This window comes from Blautia sp. BCRC 81119, assembly GCF_003184505.1.
Lineage (GTDB): Bacteria > Bacillota > Clostridia > Lachnospirales > Lachnospiraceae > Blautia_A > Blautia_A fusiformis.
The window spans coordinates 153,115-174,680 of the sequence record NZ_QJHD01000003.1; the positions used below are offsets into that span (position 1 = coordinate 153,115).

General features: G+C 44.6%; 17 protein-coding genes. 16 read left to right on the top strand and 1 reads right to left on the bottom strand.

Annotation, left to right across the window (positions count from 1 at the left end):
• The first annotated feature begins 77 nt into the window (after nt 1-77).
• The 14 genes from DMI82_RS02870 (at nt 78) to DMI82_RS02935 (ending at nt 18,015) form a co-directional block, all read left to right on the top strand.
• Nucleotides 78-1,793 (top strand): hypothetical protein, encoded by a 1,716-nt coding sequence (locus DMI82_RS02870; protein WP_110102451.1) that lies wholly within the window; start codon nt 78-80, stop codon nt 1,791-1,793.
• Nucleotides 1,794-1,843: 50 nt separating this feature from the next.
• Nucleotides 1,844-2,194, top strand: coding sequence for a TIGR04086 family membrane protein (locus DMI82_RS02875; protein ID WP_021650373.1), 351 nt, complete (start codon nt 1,844-1,846; stop codon nt 2,192-2,194).
• Between the two features lie 82 nt (nt 2,195-2,276).
• The gene (gene scfA, locus DMI82_RS02880) at nt 2,277-2,417 is read left to right on the top strand and encodes a six-cysteine ranthipeptide SCIFF (protein WP_015524633.1); all 141 of its coding nucleotides are present in this window, start codon (nt 2,277-2,279) and stop codon (nt 2,415-2,417) included.
• A gap of 143 nt (nt 2,418-2,560) precedes the next feature.
• Nucleotides 2,561-3,925, top strand: coding sequence for a thioether cross-link-forming SCIFF peptide maturase (scfB, locus tag DMI82_RS02885; protein WP_129975275.1), 1,365 nt, complete (start codon nt 2,561-2,563; stop codon nt 3,923-3,925).
• 15 nt (nt 3,926-3,940) lie between these two features.
• A complete protein-coding gene (secD, locus tag DMI82_RS02890) occupies nt 3,941-6,364 on the top strand; it encodes a protein translocase subunit SecD (protein WP_110102452.1) in 2,424 nt (807 codons plus the stop codon).
• Nucleotides 6,365-6,531: 167 nt separating this feature from the next.
• Entirely contained in the window at nt 6,532-8,250 is a 1,719-nt protein-coding gene (recJ, locus tag DMI82_RS02895; RefSeq protein ID WP_110102453.1) for a single-stranded-DNA-specific exonuclease RecJ, read from the top strand.
• Between the two features lie 202 nt (nt 8,251-8,452).
• Nucleotides 8,453-8,977, top strand: coding sequence for an adenine phosphoribosyltransferase (locus tag DMI82_RS02900; protein ID WP_110102454.1), 525 nt, complete (start codon nt 8,453-8,455; stop codon nt 8,975-8,977).
• A 78-nt stretch (nt 8,978-9,055) separates the two neighbouring features.
• Complete coding sequence (locus tag DMI82_RS02905; protein ID WP_110102455.1) at nt 9,056-11,380, top strand: RelA/SpoT family protein; 2,325 nt, start codon at nt 9,056-9,058, stop codon at nt 11,378-11,380.
• Nucleotides 11,381-11,402: 22 nt separating this feature from the next.
• A complete protein-coding gene (locus DMI82_RS02910; RefSeq protein ID WP_110102456.1) occupies nt 11,403-12,032 on the top strand; it encodes an MBL fold metallo-hydrolase in 630 nt (209 codons plus the stop codon).
• A complete protein-coding gene (gene hemZ, locus DMI82_RS02915) occupies nt 12,004-13,533 on the top strand; it encodes a coproporphyrinogen dehydrogenase HemZ (RefSeq protein ID WP_110102457.1) in 1,530 nt (509 codons plus the stop codon). Before DMI82_RS02910 ends, hemZ begins: the two co-directional genes overlap by 29 nt.
• Nucleotides 13,534-13,554: 21 nt before the next feature.
• Nucleotides 13,555-14,190 carry an HD-GYP domain-containing protein gene (locus DMI82_RS02920; protein WP_021650382.1) on the top strand — a complete coding sequence of 212 codons (636 nt, stop codon included), beginning with the start codon at nt 13,555-13,557 and terminating at the stop codon, nt 14,188-14,190.
• Nucleotides 14,123-15,376: a histidine--tRNA ligase gene (gene hisS / locus DMI82_RS02925; RefSeq protein WP_110102458.1), complete on the top strand. Its 1,254-nt coding sequence runs from the start codon at nt 14,123-14,125 to the stop codon at nt 15,374-15,376. The genes DMI82_RS02920 and hisS overlap by 68 nt, the downstream gene beginning before the upstream one ends.
• Before the next feature lie 77 nt (nt 15,377-15,453).
• Nucleotides 15,454-17,253: an aspartate--tRNA ligase gene (gene aspS / locus DMI82_RS02930; RefSeq protein ID WP_110102459.1), complete on the top strand. Its 1,800-nt coding sequence runs from the start codon at nt 15,454-15,456 to the stop codon at nt 17,251-17,253.
• A 6-nt stretch (nt 17,254-17,259) separates the two neighbouring features.
• Nucleotides 17,260-18,015 carry a sulfite exporter TauE/SafE family protein gene (locus DMI82_RS02935; protein WP_021650384.1) on the top strand — a complete coding sequence of 252 codons (756 nt, stop codon included), beginning with the start codon at nt 17,260-17,262 and terminating at the stop codon, nt 18,013-18,015.
• Nucleotides 18,016-18,099: 84 nt separating this feature from the next.
• Here DMI82_RS02935 and DMI82_RS02940 read toward each other — a convergent pair whose 3' ends face one another.
• Nucleotides 18,100-19,233, bottom strand: coding sequence for a hypothetical protein (locus tag DMI82_RS02940; RefSeq protein ID WP_110102460.1), 1,134 nt, complete (start codon nt 19,231-19,233; stop codon nt 18,100-18,102).
• 218 nt (nt 19,234-19,451) lie between these two features.
• On the opposite strand from DMI82_RS02940, the gene DMI82_RS02945 reads away from it, so the two are divergent.
• Nucleotides 19,452-20,894: an efflux RND transporter periplasmic adaptor subunit gene (locus tag DMI82_RS02945; RefSeq protein WP_110102461.1), complete on the top strand. Its 1,443-nt coding sequence runs from the start codon at nt 19,452-19,454 to the stop codon at nt 20,892-20,894.
• The gene (locus DMI82_RS02950) at nt 20,891-21,562 is read left to right on the top strand and encodes an ABC transporter ATP-binding protein (RefSeq protein WP_015524653.1); all 672 of its coding nucleotides are present in this window, start codon (nt 20,891-20,893) and stop codon (nt 21,560-21,562) included. Before DMI82_RS02945 ends, DMI82_RS02950 begins: the two co-directional genes overlap by 4 nt.
• Nucleotides 21,563-21,566: the final 4 nt, after the last annotated feature.

The window sequence follows — 21,566 nt, forward strand, 5'->3', positions numbered from 1 at the left end:
GATATTTTATATAACTGAATTTTTTGACAAAAGGCAAATATGAATCTTAGATTTTGAATATAGAGGTGCAGATTATTATGAAAAAGAACACAAAGATTACATTTAGCAGAAGCTTTTCAATACTGGCAGCAGCGGCATTGTCCATGACACTGATCGGAGGACAGACCTTTCCGGCATATGCGGAGAACTCTTCAGGTATAGAATCCGGTGCTGTGATCCCGGATAATATAACTATTGACAGCCCTACAGCTCTTGCTAACATTGCGCTCCCATCTAATGCGTATGGAACTCTTTCCTGGGCAGATAGTTCTTATGTTCCGGACAAACGTGTGCAATCCTGTGGGGTAGTGTTCAAACCTGCTGCAGGTGCTGACCTTTCAGGCCTTCCGGGGTGGGATAGTAATTCAGGAACACTTACAGGTTCCGTGACAGTTGTGGTCAGCAGCATTGACAGTACAGAGGAAAATTCCGGAAGTGAGGAAAGTTCCGATTCTTCTGATTCAGATTCAGGAGAATCCTATGGAACCGATGATAAAGAGGAAAATGGAACCGACGTCAATGAGAGTGATGCAGATACTTCTGTAAAAGAAACAGAGGACAGCACTGCAGAGAATGAGAAGAAGAACGAAGGTCTGCAGGATGACAGTGCCCAGAAAAATAAAGAAGATCCGGAGACAACAGGAAAAACGGAGCAGTCTTCTTCAGATTCTTCAGATGCAGCAGATGCCAGTGGAGAGGAAAAAAGGGATCCGGAGATAACAGAAGCTCCGGAGGTAACAGCTGCACCATCTGAGGATAATAAAACTCAGGATGGGGAAGAAGCAGAAGCTGTGGAAACTCCTGCTGTAACGATAACTCCGGCGGCAGAAGATGGTATGGATCCTGATGCAGCATCTGAGAATAGAGACGATGAGAAGCATGAAAAAAATAACGATGCTGAAATTACTGCGATTCCAGAAATTACGGAGACTCCTGATACTGAAGAAAACAAGGATAATATTTTTGACAGGAAAGATGATACAGAGGATAAACGCCCTCAGAATGCAGCTACCGATCTGACAGAAACAGAAAAAGAGGAAATTGCGTCTCAAAATCATACCTGTGATGGAATAACTGTATCAGGAATCGATCTTCCGTGGTATGTACAGTTTCGTGTTTCTGGTGGTGAGGACTATCAGTTTACCAATGAAGAAGATGCAACAATCTTTAAATCCTATGAGTTTGAACTCTGGGATACACAGAATAATACAGAGTATAAAATTCCGGATGGGGAGTATATCAGTGTGACTGTACCTGTAAAGGCCGGCTATACATATTCTATTGAACACCTTCTTGATAATGGCGCAATGGAGACTATCATTCCAAGCATGGATGGTGCCACAATGACTTTCAGTACACATTCATTCAGCCCATTTGGCATCGCTGGAAGTAAATCTCTGGTAGGGCCAGATGCTGAAAGCAATACCGGTGCAACGGTTACACCTGCAGCTGATGCTTCATCTTCAGATACTGCATCTTCAGGTACTGCAGATTCTGCAGAAACAGACAGTACAGACACCAATACGGCAGAGACATCTCAGAATCTGACTTCAGATAGCACAGATCAGGAACAGTCTTCTTCTCAGAACAGTGATACGGCGGAGAATGAGGCTGAAGAACAGTCTTCTGCAACAACATCCAAGAAACAGGTAAATACCGGAGATAACACTCAGATCCTTCCGTTTGTGATCTTGTTTGTGGCAGCGGCAGTTGTAGCTGGTGTAGCAGTGTTTTTTAAGAAAAGAAAGAAGTAATGAATAAGAGAAAAAGCTCTCCCATATAATGACTGTGGGAGGGCTTTTTTATGAAGGGAAAAGCAATATTACGATCATTGCTGCTAGCCTATGGAGTGACAGGACTTTTTCTTCTGATACTGGCGTTTCTGCTCTTTCAGTTTGAATTTGGAGGAGGGACGGCGGCGGTGGGGATCATTATTATTTATGTAGTATCCTGCCTGGTCGGAGGTTTTATGGCGGGAAAGATCATACGGAAAGACCGATATATATGGGGGATCGTTACCGGGCTTTCCTATTATGTTCTGCTGCTTCTGGTATCTTTTCTGGCACAGGGGAAATGGGATATGACCTTTGCCCATGCGTTGACTACTTTTTTCATGTGTCTTGGTGGCGGAGCCATTGGTGGGATGCTGTCGTAAAAGCTTACAAAAAAATGCTTTGAAAATCGATGATTTTATGCTATACTAGGCGAAGAATAGAATACATAAAGGAGGATATATCATGGAACATATCAAGACATTAAATACAAAGAACCTTCAGAACACGGTTAAGAAGGGTGGATGTGGCGAATGTCAGACATCCTGTCAGTCTGCTTGCAAGACTTCCTGTACAGTAGGAAACCAGAGCTGCGAGCACAAATAAGAAGCAGCCGTTGAATGAGTGGAAAGCAGCGGGAGATCCGCTGCTTCACTTGTTTTATCTGAAAGTAACAGGTATCCAGCAAAACGCGCCGGAGGGCGCGTTTTGTCGGGTTATAAAAGAATTTTAGAAAGGATTGCGGGAAGATGAGTCTGATTCACCGTTATCAAAGTAATGGATATAATATTGTGCTGGATATCAACAGCGGCTGTATCCACCTAGTAGATGAAGTAACCTATGAGGTGCTGCCGTATCTTGAAGAAGGCATGGAAGCGGCTGCCATTGCTGAGAAGCTTGGCGACCGTTTTAAGAAAGAGGATGTGGAAACCTCTGTAACTGAATGTAAGAAGCTTCAGGAACAGGGAATGCTTTTTACAAAAGATATTTATGAGAATATCATTGATGAATTTACCAAAAACCGCCAGACCGTTGTAAAGGCTCTTTGCCTTCATATTGCTCATGACTGTAATCTGGCATGTAGATATTGTTTTGCAGAAGAAGGAGAGTATCACGGAAGACGTGCGCTGATGTCTTTTGAGGTAGGAAAAAAAGCGTTGGATTTCCTGATCGCTAATTCCGGCTCCAGAAAGAATCTGGAAGTGGATTTCTTTGGCGGCGAGCCTCTTATGAACTGGCAGGTTGTAAAGGATCTTGTGAAATATGGAAGAGAACAGGAGAAACTTCATAACAAAAAATTCCGCTTCACACTGACAACCAACGGCGTTCTTTTAAATGATGAGGTGATGGAATTCTGCAATAAGGAAATGGGAAATGTTGTCTTAAGCGTGGACGGTAGAAAAGAAGTTCATGACTACATGCGCCCGTTCCGTAAGGGTGCAGGAAGCTATGATCTGATCATGCCGAAATTTGAGAAATTTGCGGAATCCAGAAATCAGGACAAGTATTATGTAAGAGGAACCTTTACTCATCATAATCTTGATTTCTCTCAGGATGTTCTGCATCTGGCAGATCTTGGCTTCAAGCAGATTTCTGTTGAGCCGGTCGTGGCAGCAGATACAGAAGAGTATGCGATCCGTGAGGAGGATATCCCACAGATCCTGGAACAGTATGATATTCTTGCAAAAGAAATGATCAAAAGAGAAAAAGAGGGAAAAGGATTCAACTTCTTCCACTTTATGATAGACCTTACCGGTGGTCCGTGTGTATACAAACGACTTTCCGGATGCGGTTCAGGAACCGAGTACCTGGCTGTTACTCCGTGGGGAGATTTTTATCCATGTCACCAGTTTGTGGGTGAGGAACAGTACCTTATGGGTAATGTAGACGAGGGAATCACAAAGCCTGAAATCGTAAAAGACTTTGGAAGATGTAACGTCTATACGAAACCGGACTGTAAAGACTGTTTTGCCAGATTCTACTGCAGCGGCGGCTGTGCGGCAAATGGTTACCATTTCGGCGGGGATATCCGGGGGAATTATAAGATCGGATGCGAACTCCAGAGGAAGCGTGTGGAGTGCGCTATCATGATAAAAGCCGCTTTGGCGGAATAAGAGAGGAAAAAGAAAATGAAGAAAAGTAGAGGAATTGCAGTGCTGCTTCTGACAGCAATTGTCACAGTATTCTTCTGCTATGTGGCTGCGGTAGGCATTGGTCCTACAGGAACAGGTTCGGCTAAGAATATCAACACCGGACTTGATCTTGCCGGCGGTGTCAGCATCACATACCAGGCTAAGGACAGCAATCCGAGCAAGGAAGACATGTCCGATACTGTTTACAAGATGCAGCAGCGTGTTTCTCAGTACAGTACTGAGGCACAGGCATATCAGGAAGGTTCCAACCGTATCACCATTGAGATTCCAGGAGTATCAGATGCAAATGCGATCTTGGAAGAACTTGGAAAGCCAGGTTCTCTGTATTTTATCGATCAGACAGATGCAGACGGAAACCAGAATTTTACAACAGGAAACAGTGAGAGTGGATATGTTCTTGCAAGAAGTATTGAGGATATCCAGAAAGCCGGATCTGTTGTACTGGAAGGTACAGACGTTGCAGACGCTGAGGGAGGTGCTTATCAGGATTCATCCACAAGCTCCCAGAAATATGCAGTCAGTCTGACTCTTACAAAGAATGGAAAAACCAAATTTGCGGAAGCTACCAAGGCAAATGTTGGAAAGCAGATCGCAATCGTATATGACGATCAGGTTTTAAGCGCTCCGAATGTAAATGAGGAGATTTCCGGCGGAAAAGCTCAGATCACCGGAATGGCAAGTACAGAAGAGGCACAGAATCTTGCTTCTTACATAAGAATCGGTTCCTTAAGTCTTGAGCTTACCGAGCTTCGTTCCAGCGTAGTTGCTGCACAGCTTGGTGAAGAAGCCATTGCAACAAGTGTAAAAGCCGGAGCAATCGGTCTTGTGATCGTTATGCTGATCATGATCATCGCATACCGTATCCCAGGTCTGGTTGCATCTGTTGCACTGGTTCTTTATACAACCTTAATGCTGATCACACTGAATGCCTTTGATATCACCCTTACGCTTCCGGGTATTGCAGGTATCATCTTGGGCATTGGTATGGCAGTGGATGCCAATGTTATCATCTACGCCAGAATCCGTGAGGAGATCGCGGCAGGCCTTTCTGTCCATGCAGCGATCAAAAGTGGATTCGGCAAAGCGTTTTCCGCTATTTTTGATGGAAACATCACAACACTGATCGCGGCTTGTGTGCTGATGTGGCTTGGCTCCGGTTCTGTTAAGGGGTTTGCCTACACGCTGGCAATGGGTATCGTGATCTCCATGTTTACAGCACTGGTTATATCCAGGCTTGTTATTAATGCGGTATACGCAATTGGTGTTCGTGACCCGAAATTTTATGGCATTGCCAAGGAACGTAAGGTTGTGGATTTTGTTGGAAAGAGAAAAATCTTCTTTGCTGTTTCCATTATCCTGATCCTTTGCGGACCTGTAGGAATGCTGGTCCACAGTAATGTGATCGGTGACAAAGCCATGAATTACAGTCTGGAGTTTTCCGGCGGTACTTCTACCAATGTAACCTTCAATAAAGAGATGGATATCAAGGAGATCGATTCCGAGGTAACACCGGTTGTTGAGGCAGTGACAGGTGATAAGAATGTACAGCCGACCAAGGTGCAGGGAACCAATCAGGTAGTGATCAAAACACGTTCTCTGGATCTTAAGGAACGAGAAGCACTGAATAAGGCATTGGAGGAAAATTTTGATGTAGATACAAGTCTGATCACATCGGAGAATATTTCCGCTACTGTCAGCAATGAGATGAGAAGAGACGCTATCGTAGCGGTTATCGTAGCTGCGATCTTCATGCTTCTTTACATCTGGTTCCGTTTCAAGGATATCCGCTTTGCAAGCAGTGCAGTACTTGCACTTCTTCATGATGTCCTGGTCGTACTTGCGTTTTATGTTATTTCCAGAACATCTGTGGGAAATACATTTATTGCGTGTATGCTGACGATCGTAGGTTATTCCATCAATGCTACTATTGTCATCTTCGACCGTATCCGTGAGAATATGAGAGGCAGAAAGAAAGTTGAGGATGAGAAACTGAAAGAGATCGTAAATACCAGTGTTACAGAAACTCTGACACGAAGCATTTACACATCCCTGACAACATTTGTAATGGTTGCAATTCTTTATGTAATGGGTGTTTCCTCAATTAAAGAATTTGCAGCACCGCTGATGGTAGGTATCATCGGTGGAGCATATTCTTCTGTATGCATCACTGGTGCTCTGTGGTACACCATGAAAACATTCAGAAAAAATCGTGTTGCAGCACCGGCAGCTGTAGCAGCTTCCGCAAAGATTTCTTCCGAGAAATCTGAGAAAAAGGTAAAACAGCCATCCGGACAGCAGACAGCTCAGCAGCCGAAGAAGAAAAACCGTAAAAGAGTTGCCGAGCGCCTTGCAGCGCAGGAGGCAGCAACGCAGCAGAATGATGAGGAGAAATCTGAATAAAATTGCTGAATAACAGAAACGTTCCGTACCGGGAAAGAATATTTCCTGGCGGAACGTTTTTTTTGTGTGGCATAAAAAACTTGCAGCTATGCAGGAGTATGAGTTACAATACGGTTATTGTGTTGCTTTGAAGAAAGAAAGCGGCAAAGCATCAAGGAGGAAACAACATGGAACGATGGGTTGTTGCTGCAAAACGGGCGGACTTTGCGGCAATTGGAAAAGAGTTCGGAATTGATCCGGTGATCGCCAGACTGATCCGAAACCGGGATGTACAGGACAGGGATGAAATTCGCAGATATCTTTATGGAAAGGTGGACGAACTGGCTTCTCCGCATTTGATGAAAGATGTGGATAAGGCAGTGGAGATCCTGCGGAATAAAATAAAGGGAAAAAAACGCATCCGTATTATAGGCGATTATGACATTGATGGGGTAGTATCGACCTTCATTCTGATCAAAGGACTGAAGCGTGCAGGAGCTCTGGCAGATACATATATTCCGGACCGTGTGGCAGATGGATATGGAATCCATGAGCACCTGATCGAAAGAGCAGTGAATGATGGGATTGACGTAATTGTTACCTGTGATAATGGAATTGCGGCGTACAATGAAATCACTATGGCTAAAGAGAAGGGAATGACGGTGATAATAACCGATCATCATGAAATTCCCTATAAAGAAACGGAAGATGGAAGAGAACTGATCCTTCCGCCGGCTGATGCCATTGTAAATCCAAAACAGCCGGACTGTAATTATCCGGAGAAAAGATTGTGCGGAGCAGTTGTTGCGTTGAAGCTGGTGACAGCTCTCTATGAGGCATGCGGGATTCCGGAAAAAGAGCTGGAAGATTTTCTGGAATTAGGAGCCATTGCCACGGTGGGAGACGTGATGGATCTTCAGGGTGAAAACCGCATCCTTGTAAAGGAAGGCCTGAAACGACTTTCCCGCACTTCTAACAAAGGTCTCCGTGAACTGATCCGTGCCAATGGCCTGGAGGATGGGCCGATCACTGCCTATCATGTAGGGTTTGTGCTGGGACCATGTATCAATGCCAGTGGAAGACTGGATACCGCTGCACGTTCCCTGAAACTGCTCTGTGCGGAGACGGAAGATGAAGCAGCAAAACTTGCCGGTGATCTGACTGCGTTGAATCAAAGCAGAAAAGCTCTCACAGAAGAGGGAAAGGAAGCAGCGATCCGTATTGTGGAAGAGACAGAAATCGGACAGGACAGGGTTCTTGTGATCTATTTACCGGACTGTCACGAAAGCCTGGCCGGAATTATTGCGGGACGCATCCGGGAAAAGTACAATAAACCGGTCTTTGTCCTGACAAAAGGTGAAACAATGGTGAAAGGTAGCGGACGTTCCATAGAAAGCTATTCCATGTTTGAGGAACTGGTAAAATGCGGAGATCTGATGGAACAGTATGGCGGTCATCCTATGGCGGCAGGATTATCCATTAAAGAAGAAAATGTGGAAGAGTTCCGCAGACGGTTAAACGAAAACTGTACTCTGACAGAAAAAGATCTGGCTCCAAAGATCCTGATCGATGTGCCAATGCCGGTTTCCTATATAAATAAGGAACTTGTGGAAGAGATATCCCTGCTGGAGCCTTTTGGAAAGGGAAATACCAAACCGATTTTTGCACAGAAGGGACTTCGGGTTTTAAGCAGCCGTATTCTTGGCAAAAATAGGAATGTGGCAAAGCTTCAGCTGTCAGACAGTACCGGCTGTGTAGTGGAAGCAGTATATTTTGGAGAAGCAGATGAATTTGTTGATAGAATAAAAAACTGTGGAAGTATTGCGGTCACATATTATCCTGAGATCAACCGTTATCAGGGAAGAGAGACCTTACAGATCGTAATCCGAAATTATATTACAGAATAACAGGAGAAAGTATCTCTAAAATGCAGATCCTGACAGCAAGTAATTGACTGTAAAACAGGAAAGAAGGCTCTGTACTGGGCAATATGCAGTCCAGGGCCTGTCGTAATTCCGCGAGTTCTGTCGGGTTGCACATTGATTCCCTACAGAAAAAGTGCTATACTATCTAACATCTGATTGACAAATTAAACCATTGGAGGTTATTATGAAAAAAATAGAAGAATATGTAAGAAGTATCCCGGACTTTCCAGAGCCAGGGATTATTTTCCGTGACGTTACCAGCGTCCTTCAGGATGCGGATGGATTACAGCTTGCCATTGATTCTATGCAGGATTGTCTGGAGGGTGAGGAGTTCGATGTGATCACAGGTCTTGAATCCAGAGGCTTTATCTTTGGTATGCCGATCGCATATAATCTTCACAAACCCTTTGTTCTGGTCCGCAAAGCAGGAAAACTTCCATGTGAGACCGTTTCCAGAACCTATGATCTGGAGTATGGAAGTGCAACTATCGAGATGCATAAGGATTCCATCAAGCCGGGACAGAAGGTTGTTATTGTGGATGACCTGATCGCTACGGGCGGAAGCGTGGAAGCAGCCATCAAGCTTGTGGAGGAGCTTGGCGGCGAGGTTGTCAAGGTGGTTTTCCTTATGGAGCTTGCAGGTCTGAAGGGACGTGAGCGTCTCAAAGGTTATGATGTGGCATCTGTGATCTGTTACGACGGAAAATGATTTTTTGTCGGTGGAAGGGGATGTGAACTGTTGTAGTCATACGGCAGTATGAAATTGTGCACAGGCAGGTGGGATTTAATGGCAGAGACAAAAAATACGGAAAAACAAAACATTGAGATACAGAAGGAAGAAGAAAAAAGAGAGTCTGTCCGGAAGGCAGATGCGGCGGTGAAATCCATGCATGATTTTACAAGCCCTGAGGTTCTTTATCAGGAGCTGATAAAAAGTGTGAAGAAATATCATCCGTCTACAGATATTTCCATGATTGAAAAGGCCTATAAAGTGGCCAGTGAGGCACATAAGGATCAGAAACGTAAATCCGGTGAACCTTATATCATTCATCCTCTCTGTGTTGCGATCATCCTTGCGGATCTTGAGCTGGATAAGGAAACCATAGTGGCAGGCCTTCTTCATGATGCGGTAGAGGATACCTGGATGACGTATGAAGAAGTAGAAAAGGAATTTGGTTCTGAGGTAGCACTTCTGGTAGATGGTGTTACCAAGCTGGGACAGCTGTCCTATTCCAAGGACAAGGTAGAGGTTCAGGCTGAGAATTTAAGAAAGATGTTCCTTGCAATGGCTAAGGATATCCGCGTTATCCTGATCAAGCTTGCGGACCGTCTTCATAATATGCGTACCCTGCAATATATGAGACCAGAGAAACAGCAGGAGAAAGCAAGAGAAACCATGGATATCTATGCTCCCATCGCGATGCGGCTTGGTATTTCCAAGATCAAGGTGGAACTGGATGATCTTTCTCTTAAGTATCTGAAGCCGGATGTTTACTATGATCTGGTAGAAAAGGTTGCTCTTCGCAAAAGTGCCCGTGAGGAATTTGTTAATTCTATCGTGAAACAGGTAAAGCAGCATATGGAGGATGCCAATATCAGGGCGCAGGTGGATGGCCGTGTGAAGCATTTCTTCAGCATCTATAAGAAGATGGTCAATCAGGATAAAACCATTGATCAGATTTATGATCTGTTTGCCGTACGTATCATTGTAGATACTGTGAAGGACTGTTATGCAGCTCTTGGTGTTATCCATGAGATGTATAAGCCGATCCCCGGTAGATTTAAAGATTATATCGCAATGCCGAAGGCCAATATGTATCAGTCTCTGCATACAACACTGATCGGCCCTAACGGACAGCCTTTCGAAATCCAGATCCGTACATTTGAAATGCATAAAACCGCAGAATACGGTATTGCGGCTCATTGGAAATATAAGGAAACTTCCGATGGTAAGAAACCTGGAAAGAGTGAGGAAGAGAAGCTGAACTGGCTGCGCCAGATCCTGGAGTGGCAGCGTGACATGTCCGATAACCGGGAGTTCATGAGCCTTCTGAAAAATGATTTGGATCTTTTTGCAGACAGTGTTTACTGTTTCACTCCCCAGGGAGATGTAAAAACACTCCCAAATGGTTCTACACCTATTGATTTTGCATACAGCGTGCACAGTGCAGTAGGAAACAAGATGGTAGGTGCCAGGGTCAATGGCAAACTTGTTCCTATTGAATATAAGATCAAAAACGGTGATCGTATTGAGATCATAACATCCCAGAATTCTCAGGGCCCCAGCCGTGACTGGCTGAAGATCGTAAAGAGCACACAGGCTAAGAATAAGATCAACCAGTGGTTTAAGAAAGAACTGAAGGAAGATAATATCCTGAAGGGTAAGGACATGCTGAATCAGTATGCCAAGACCAAGGGCTTTAAACCAGGCATATATACCAAGCCACAGTATATGGAATCGGTAATGCATAAATATGGTTTCCGAGACTGGGATTCTGTATTGGCAGCGATCGGACATGGCGGCCTGAAAGAAGGTCAGGTGTTTAACAAGCTGGTAGAAGCCTATGAGAGGGAGCATAAGAAGAATCTTACAGATGAACAGGTCCTGGAGGCAGCTTCCGAATCACAGGAGAAGCTTCACATTGCCAAGAGTAAGAGTGGCATTGTAGTAAAAGGCATTCATGATGTGGCAGTTCGTTTTTCCAAATGCTGTAGTCCGATCCCGGGAGATGAGATCGTAGGCTTTGTAACAAGAGGAAGAGGGATCACCATTCATCGTACAGACTGTGTGAATGTGTTCAACATGCCTGAGATTGACCGGAAACGTCTCATTGAAGCAGAGTGGCAGATGCCGGACAGAGCGGATTCCGAGAAATACGAAGCGGAGATCCAGGTTTATGCAAATAACCGTACCGGACTTCTGGTGGATATTTCCAAGATCTTTACAGAGAGGAAGATCGATCTTCGTTCCATTAACAGCCGTACCAACAAGCAGGAACGCGCCACGATTTCCATGTCCTTTAATGTATGCAGCAAACAGGAACTGAATTCCCTGATCGAAAAGATCCGTCAGGTTGAAAGTGTTCTTGATGTAGAGCGAACAACGGGCTGACCCGATAAACGGAGGAATTTTTATGAGTAAACTTGAAATGCAGCAGTGTGTGCTGGGTCAGGTGTTTACCAACTGCTATTTTCTGAAAAATAAAGAGACCGGAGAACTGCTGATCGTAGACCCGGGAGACTATGCAGAAAAAGTTTTTCAGAAAGTATCTCTTATTCAGGGAAAACCGGTGGGGATCCTTCTGACACATGGTCATTTTGATCACATCATGGCTGTAAAGGAAGTGAAGGAAAAATATCAGATCCCGGTTTATGCATGCAGGCAGGAAGAAGTGATGCTGGCAGAGCCCACGATAAATATGACTGCTGTTTATGGAAGTGCCTGTTCAATTAAGCCGGAGGTTCTTCTGGATGACGGGCAGATTTTCGAAGCGGCAGGATTTTCCATCCAGATGTTCCACACACCGGGACATACCAAAGGAAGCTGCTGCTATTATATCAAAGACGAAGGTGTGCTTTTCAGCGGAGATACATTGTTTTGCGGCTCTGTGGGAAGAACCGATTTTCCTGGCGGAAGTTCTGCTGAGATCGTAAGAAGCCTTCACAAGCTTGTGGATACTTTGCCAGAGGATACAGAAGTATTTCCGGGGCATGACGCATCCACAACCATTGGTTATGAAAAGAGGTATAATCCATTTGTATAAGATTGGCATTTTGTTTCAGAACAGAGATTTTGAGCATGATGTGTATGAACTGATCAAAGCGTTTTATCCCGGAAATGAGATCGTTTCTCTTTATGAAGAGGATGATGCGGATTATGATATCCGTTTCCGGGTCTCACGTGATGAAGAAGGTTATACCATCAGTTACAACAACGGAATAGAGAAAGAAACAGCTCATGGGGCTGTGATAGAAGGGCAATCCAGTGGAGAAGCTTCGGATGCCCTTATTTCTTGCAATGATGCCCATGATATCCGCAGAAAAAATAAAGACGCGATCAAATACGCTCTGTATCAGATGCTTTCCAAAGCTACAGGAAAGACACTTCCCTGGGGAAATCTTACAGGCATCCGTCCTGTGAAAATGGCTATGGGAATGCTGGAGTCCGGAATGAAGAATACAGAGATCGCCAGATATATGAGAGAACAGTATCTGGTAAGCCCGGAGAAAACAGCGCTTGCAGTTACCATTGCCAACCGTGAGCGGGATATCCTGAAAAACATTGATTATGAAAACGGTTACAGCCTTTATGTTGGCATTCCTTTCTGTCCGAGTATCTGTCTGTACTGTTCATTCAGTTCCTATCCGCTGGAGAGATGGCGTAAATATGTGGAGGCGTATCTGGATGCGCTGGTAAAGGAAATCCGGGCTGTTTCCGGGATGATGAAAAACCGGAAGCTGGATACGGTCTATATCGGTGGGGGAACACCTACCACACTGGAGCCGGATCAGCTTCGGAGACTTCTTGGCGCGATCACGGAATATTTTCCCTGTGAGGAGCTGGAAGAATTTACGGTTGAGGCAGGAAGACCGGACAGTATAACCTTGGAAAAGCTTCAGGCGATCCGGGAGTTTCCGGTTACCAGGATTTCTGTAAATCCACAGACCATGAATCAGGAAACCCTGGATATCATTGGCAGACGTCATACAGTAGAACAGACAAAGAATGCGTTTCATCTGGCAAGAAAAGCCGGATTCGACAATATCAATATGGATCTGATCGTGGGTCTTCCCGGCGAAGATATCACAAAAGTGCAGCATACACTGGACGAGGTAAAAGCTCTCGGGCCGGACAGCCTGACCGTACATTCTCTTGCTGTGAAGCGTGCGGCAAGACTGAATATTTTCCGTGCTAAATACCAGGAGATGACCTTTGAAAACAATCAGGAGATCATGGATCTGACTATGAAAACGGCCTACGAGATGGGAATGGGTCCTTATTATCTGTACAGACAGAAGAATATGAAGGGGAATTTTGAGAACGTCGGGTATTCAGAGGTTGACAAAGCAGGGATTTACAATATACTGATTATGGAGGAAAAGCAGCCGATCATCGCACTGGGTGCAGGTGGTTCTTCCAAGCTTGTGTTTGATCACGGACAGCGCATTGAGCGTGTGGAGAATGTGAAGGATGTTGTCAATTATATCACACGTATCGATGAAATGATCGAGAGGAAACGCGAGGGCATTGCAAAATGGCTGTAGACGGAAAGGAGAGACGGATCCTTGAAAAGCGTACAGAAGATAAGTGAAACTACGCAGGACCGGATCCTGGAAATGGATCTTTCCGCAGAGCTGAAGCATGGGGTTGTTGTCAGTAACCTTGCCTATGATGTGGCAAAGGAGCTTGGTCTTGGTGAGAAAGAATGTTATCAGCTGGCTATTGCCGGAATGCTCCATGATATAGGCAAGCTGAAACTGGAAGGATACATTAATGGCCAAGAGCAGAATCCGATGGTCATTGAAGAACTGAAATATGTTCGCATGCACTCCACATTAGGTTATGAGATCCTGAAAGACCAGGGATATTCCGATTATGTTCTGGAAAGTATTCTTTATCATCATGAGAATTTTGACGGCAGCGGTTATCCCAGCAACAGAAGCGGAAAGGATATCCCTATGGGTGCAAGGATCCTGAGAGTATGTGATGTATATGCGGCTTTGAGTATGGACAGACCATATCGGAAGGCTCTGGAAAATGATGAAGTTTTAAGACTGATGATCGATGAGATTAAAAACTTTGACATGCAGGTGTTTCTTGCATTTCAGAGGGTGATTCATAAAGGAGGAAACTATGGCATTAAAAAAGAAACCGGTTACAGGAATGAAGGACATTTTACCGAAGGAAATGGCAATCCGTAACTATGTGATGAATATGATCAGAGAGACGTACGGAACCTTTGGTTTTTCCGCAATTGAGACTCCCTGTGTAGAACATATTGAGAATCTCTGCAGCAAGCAGGGCGGTGAAAATGAAAAGCTGATCTTCAAGATCATGAAGAGAGGCGAGAAACTGAAACTGGATACTGCAAAAACAGAGAATGATCTGACAGATTCCGGACTTCGCTATGACCTGACCGTACCGCTTTCCAGATATTATTCCAATAATGCAAACGAGCTTCCGGCTCCGTTTAAGGCACTTCAGATGGGAAATGTATGGAGAGCTGACCGTCCGCAGAGAGGTCGTTTCCGTCAGTTTATGCAGTGTGATATCGATATCCTGGGTGAGCCGACCTATCTTGCTGAGATCGAGCTTGTACTTGCAACTACAACACTTCTTGGAAAACTGGATTTCCATAACTTTACGATCCGTATCAATGACAGAAGGATCCTGAAGGCAATGGCTCAGTACAGTGGATTCCCGGCAGAGAGCTTTGATACTGTCTTTATTATTCTTGACAAGATGGATAAGATCGGCATCGAGGGAGTTGCAGAGGAGCTTGAGAAAGAGGGCTTTGCGAAAGAGAGCATTGACACTTATCTTGGACTTTTCCGTGAGATCACCAACGATGTTGAGGGTGTCCGTTATATTAAAGAAAAACTTTCTGATGTTCTGGAAGCAGGTATTGCAGAGGATCTTGAAACGATCATCAATACTGTAGAATCTGTAAAAACAGCAGACTTCAAAATGTCCTTTGACCCTACACTGGTACGTGGAATGTCCTATTACACAGGTCCGATCTTTGAGATTTCCATGGATGAGTTCGGCGGAAGCGTCGGTGGAGGCGGACGTTACGATGAGATGATCGGTAAATTTACAGGAAATAATATCTGTGCTTGTGGTTTCTCCATTGGATTTGAGAGAATTGTTATGCTGCTTCTTGAGAGAGGCTATGAGATTCCAACCAAGAATGGCAAGAAAGCATATCTGATCGAGAAGAACATGCCGGCAGACAAGCTTCTGAATATCCTGAAACAGGCAACTGAGGAAAGAAGTGCAGGTACACAGATCAATATCTCTATCATGAAAAAGAACAAAAAATTCCAGAAAGACCAGCTGGCAGCAGATGGTTATACAGAGTATGTAGAATTTTTCAACAGAGACTGAAACTGCCCGTCTGAAAACGGAGATAGCAGAGTAAATTAAAATGACTATGAAAAAAATAGTCAGAGGAGGATAAAGAGATGGCTGAAAGCATGCAGGGACTGCACAGAACTTGCCGATGTGCAGAAGTGACCACAGAGATGGTCGGAAAAGAAGTAACATTAATGGGATGGGTGGCAAAAGCCAGAAATAAAGGAGGTCTTGTATTTGTGGATCTTCGTGACCGTTCCGGGATCATGCAGCTGATTTTTGAGAATGGCAGCATTGACGAGGAAGGCTTTACAAAAGCAGGTAAACTGCGTAGTGAGTTTGTTATTGCTGTAACCGGTACCGTAGAGAAACGTGGAGGAGCAGTAAACGAGAATCTTGCAACTGGCGAGATCGAGCTTCGTGTAAAATCCCTCCGTGTTCTTGCTGAGGCAGATGTTCCTCCATTCCCGATCGAGGAGAATAGCAAGACAAAAGATGAGATCCGACTTAAATATCGTTATCTTGATTTAAGAAGACCAGATCTTCAGAGAAATATCATGATGAAGAGCAAGGTTGCCCAGCTTACAAGACAGTTCTTTACAGAAGAGGGATTCCTTGAGATTGAGACACCGATGCTTGGAAAGAGTACTCCTGAGGGAGCCAGAGACTATCTGGTACCATCACGTGTTCATCCGGGAAGCTTCTATGGCCTTCCACAGTCTCCGCAGCTGTACAAACAGCTTCTGATGTGCTCCGGATTTGATCGTTATATCCAGATAGCAAGATGCTTCCGTGATGAGGATCTTCGTGCTGACCGTCAGCCGGAGTTCACACAGATCGATATGGAGCTTTCCTTTGTTGATGTAGACGATGTTATCGATGTTAACGAGAGATATCTTGCATTCCTGTTCAAAGAAGTTCTGGATATCGATGTAAAACTCCCAATCCAGAGAATTACCTGGCAGGAAGCTATGGATCGTTTTGGTTCCGACAAGCCGGATATGCGTTTCGGTATGGAACTTCATGATGTCAGTGATATCGTAAAAGACTGCGGATTTGGTGTGTTCACAGGTGCGCTTGAGAACGGCGGAAGTGTTCGTGGTATCAATGCAGAAGGTCAGGGCGCAATGCCGAGAAAGAAGATCGATAAGCTTGTTGAGTTCGTAAAAGGTTATGGTGCAAAAGGTCTTGCATACATTTCCATTGCAGAGGACGGAACCAGAAAATCTTCTTTCGCCAAGTTTATGACAGATGAAGAGATGGATACTCTTGTAAAAGCTATGGACGGCAAGCCGGGAGATCTTCTTCTTTTTGCAGCAGATAAGACAAAATTGGTATACGATGTACTGGGAGCACTCCGTCTTGAGCTTGCAAAACAGATGGATCTTTTAGATAAAAATGAGTATCGTTTCGTATGGGTAACAGAGTTCCCGCTTCTTGAGTGGAGCGAGGAGGAGAACCGTTTTACAGCAATGCACCATCCGTTCACCATGCTTATGGAGGAGGATCTTCCGCTTCTTGACACAGATCCGGGAAAGGTTCGTGCAAAAGCATACGACATCGTTCTTAACGGAAATGAGATTGGCGGTGGCAGCGTGCGTATCCATCAGGATGATATTCAGGAAAGAATGTTTGAGGCACTTGGCTTCACAAAAGAAGCTGCACATGAGCAGTTCGGATTCCTTCTGGATGCCTTCAAATATGGAGTTCCGCCACACGCAGGACTTGCATATGGCCTTGACAGACTTGTTATGCTTATGGCAAAGGCAGATACGATCCGTGATGTTATTGCATTCCCGAAGGTTAAGGATGCCTCCTGTCTGATGACTCAGTCTCCTAGCCAGGTAAGTGAGGCACAGCTTCATGAGCTGGGACTTGACCTTGAGCCGCAGAAAGAAGAGGAAGAATAAAAAATCATGCAGCCGACAATCTATACATTTCTGATCGTTTGCCCACTTGTATTTCTTGCCGGATTTGTAGATGCTGTAGCAGGCGGGGGAGGACTGATCTCCCTGCCTGCTTATCTTTTGGCCGGAGTTCCTGTACATAATGCTGTTGCCACCAACAAGCTGTCATCAGCAACAGGAACATTGATCTCAACTGTCCGTCTGTGCAAAAATAAATTTGTGGACTGGATCCTGGTGCTTCCATGTATTCCAATGGCACTCCTGGGATCTTCCATAGGAGCTCACCTTGCTCTTATAGCCAGTGATAAGCTCCTGCGTTATATGCTGATCCCTGTTCTTCCGGTGGTTGCTTTTTATGTGCTGCGCAAGAAAAATATGGATGAGAAGGGTGGCGAGATCGCCAGAAAAAAACAGATCCTGCTCTGTGCCGTATGCTCTCTTGCTGTAGGATGCTACGATGGATTTTATGGACCAGGAACAGGAACTTTTCTCCTGCTTTTGTTTACAGGATTGGGAAAAATGAGTGTGGCAAAAGCATCCGGTACCATGAAGGTTACCAACCTCTCTTCTAATGTAGCGGCTCTTGTTGTATTTCTGCTCAGCGGAAAGATTGTGATCATGCTTGGAATTGCAGCGTCAGTGTTCTCGATCGCAGGACATTATACCGGTGCAGGTATGGTTATGAAAAACGGAAGCCGGATCATACGGCCTATTATTCTTATAGTCCTTGCATTGCTTTTTATAAAGATCATATCCGGAATATAAAAAAGAAGAATATAAAAAACCCGTGAAGATCACGCTTTCCTGTCAGAGAAAGCAGATATTCACGGGTTTTCTAGCTTTTATTCTTTATTCGTTATCTTCGGTAGAATCTTCAGGAACCGGTGAAGCGGTAAGAGTTCCGAAGATGGCATTGCCCAGTTCGGTACCTGCATTTTCAAGCTTCCAGGATGCACCATCGTTTGTGAGATGGAAGGTAGCAGTGGCAGTTATGGTTGCCTGATTATTCCTGATACTGTCCAGAAGCAGTTCATGTGATTTGTTGTAACGCTTCTGGGAACCGTCGATCACTGCATCAGCAGAAGCCAGATAAGTATTCAATTCTTTTTCGTACTGTGTAAGAATGGAATTACTGTCAAATGTGGTAAGCTCTGCGTCCACTTCAGCAAGATATCCGGAAACAGAGGTGCTTGATATTTTGTAGTTAAAACAGGAGTGAAACTGTTCCATAAGGGCAGAGGCAATGGCGTTTTTTGCCGAATCTGAAGTGTTCAGAATGGAATCCAGCCCCAAATAATTAGCCATCTGCTTTACATCCATTTCCTGAAGCGTTTTCAGATAGACGGTAAGCGTTTCGGCAGGCGGCACAAGATCAGGATCGGACAGATAGGTGATAAGGCCACCGACCAGATCATTTTCGAGAGAGGAACTGTGCGTAATCTCCCAGTCAGGTTCTGAAGAAGATCCAAGATTGTTTAGTTGGATGGAAGTATTGCGTTCTACAGAACTGTACGTGTTATTCTTGAGAAGCTTGTACAGGAGCAGATAACGCTGCTCCAGGGAATTTCCGTTATCATTTTCTTTACCGGAGGCGGTTTCCAGTATTTCTTCCTGAAGGCTTGCAGAAACAAAATCACTGGCAAGAGCCTCAGCATCCAGAGTAGTAAGCTTAAGCTGCGCAGAAGCATTTTTTTCGTCGCTATCAACGGATATACCTAGGATTTTGTAATCGAAATTCTGAAAGAAGAGAGAAAATACTTCTTTTATGTCAGCAGAAAGCTTTGTGCTGTCATCAGAATCCGGAAACAGTTCCTGATAGGATATGTACTGCATGGTTGTTTCAGAGTCCAGATTTTTAAGAAGATCCAGATCTTTTTTGATCGCCTTCTCCGCATGAGCTTTGGCCGACTGGGAGCAGCTACATAAAAAAACTGAGAGAAGAATGATCATCAAGAAAGCCAGCAGATGTTTCACTGTCTTCATATTGTTCTTTCCTTTCAAAAAAGTTATATTACAACATTTTAGCAGATAAAGTACCGAAAGTCAAAATATCGCAAAAATGGAGAAAAAGGAGACTTTTTTATGAAAAATCTGTGAAATCTGCATCGTTTTCTTCAGGGACTTTTCTTTTTAGAGTGAATCTGCTATGATGTTTGAAGCAACAGATAGTTTTAGTACGATGCTGAGAAAAGGGGACAGATATGAAAAAACGTATTTTGATCGCACTTGGAGTCCTTGTACTTGCAGCCGGTATCGGAGCCGGTGGATGGTATTATTATACACATCATGCAGGGTCCGCAGGAGGCAGCGATATTGTATATGTAACAAAGATAAGCAAGCTTTCGGAAATGGATTCCGGAGTGGAAAACCGATATGCAGGTGTTGTGGAACCGCAGGAAACGGTTCAGGTAAAGATCGAAAGCGGCCGAAAGGTAAAAGAAGTTCAGGTAAAGACCGGTCAGGAAGTCAAGAAAGGGCAGCTTCTTTTTCAGTATGATCTTGGAAGTATCCAGCAAAGTCTTCAGGAAGCACAGCTGGCCTTGGACCGCCTGAAAAACGAACAGTTAAGTATATCTGATCAGATTACTACACTGGAAGCTGAGAAAAAGAAAGCTACAGCAGATAATCAGCTTTCCTATACAATAGAGATCGAAACACAGAAAATGAATCTTAAGAAGAATGAATATGATCAGAAAAGCAAACAGGCAGAGATCGATAAGCTTTCCCAGGCAACGCAGAATACCGAGGTGCGTAGTGAGATCGATGGAGTGATCCAGAAGATCGATACCTCCAAGATGGGCGGTGATGATTCTGAGGGCGTGGAGGATACGCTGACAGAAGGCACGACGGATTCCACAGATTCCAGTTCCGGAAACAGCTCCGGCAATGCATTTATCACGCTCCTGAGTACAGGTGCTTATCGTGTAAAGGGAACGGTAAACGAAATAAACCGTGATTCGATCATAGAGGGAACTCCTGTGATCATTCGTTCCAGGGTGGATTCTTCAAAAACCTGGAAGGGCACCATGGGCTCTGTTGACCTGGATAATTCTACCAGCAACAGCAGTTCGGATATGGCAATGTTCGGAATGTCCAGTGCCAGTGATGATCAGACATCATCCAGTACCTATCCGTTTTATGTGAATCTGGATTCATCTGAGGGTCTGATGCTGGGGCAGCATGTGTATATTGAACCGGACGAAGGACAGGATGAGAAGAAGTCCGGTATCTGGCTGAACGATTATTTTATCGTGGATGCGGATACAGACAGCCCATATGTCTGGATCGCAAACGGTCAGAACAAGCTGGAGAAGAGAGATGTCATATTAGGACAGTATGATGAAGATCTTGGGGAATATGAGATCGCAGACGGACTTTCTGAAAAAGATAAGATCGCATTTCCGACAGATGAGCTGAAAGAAGGTATGTCTGTCACAGAAGGTACTGCAGATCAGACTACAGCGGCGATGTGGGATGATTCCGAGGATGATGAAAGTATTGATGATTCTGCGTACACGGAAAGTGATGGCTCAGAGCCTGAAATGATCGAAGATGGAGCTGTAGACAGTGATATGATGGATGCGACAGACGATATTTCTTCGGGAGATGACCTTGTTCCGATGGAAGGAGCGCCGACAGAATGATTTTGGATTTAAAAGGAATATATAAGGATTATCAACAGGGGAAAATGACGGTACCTGTATTGAAAGATGTAGATTTTTCCATGGAGGAGGGAGAATATGTGGCGATCATGGGACCTTCTGGTTCCGGAAAGACTACACTGATGAATATTATCGGATGCCTGGACAAACCTACCAAGGGAACTTTTCTCCTGAATGGAGAAGATATTGCCAAATGTACAGAGAATGAGATGTCAGATATCCGTCTGAAAACGATCGGATTTGTATTTCAGAGCTTTCATCTCCTTCCAAGGCAGAGTGCGCTGACAAATGTGGAACTGCCGCTGAATTATGCAAGGGTTCCCAAAAAGGAGCGCCGGGAACGTGCACGAAAAGCTCTGGAGCGTGTAGGCCTTGCCGACAGGGTGGATTTTAAGCCCAACCAGCTTTCCGGAGGACAGATGCAGAGAGTGGCTATTGCAAGAGCGATCGTAAACAATCCCAAGCTTTTGCTTGCAGATGAGCCTACCGGGGCACTGGATACGAAATCGGGAGCACAGGTTATGGAACTGTTTCAGAAGCTGAACGATGAGGGAGTTTCTGTGCTGATGATCACACATGACCCGGAGATCGCGGCACATGCCAAACGGGTTGTTATGATCCGTGACGGTGAGCTGCAGGAAAAGAGGTGATAGA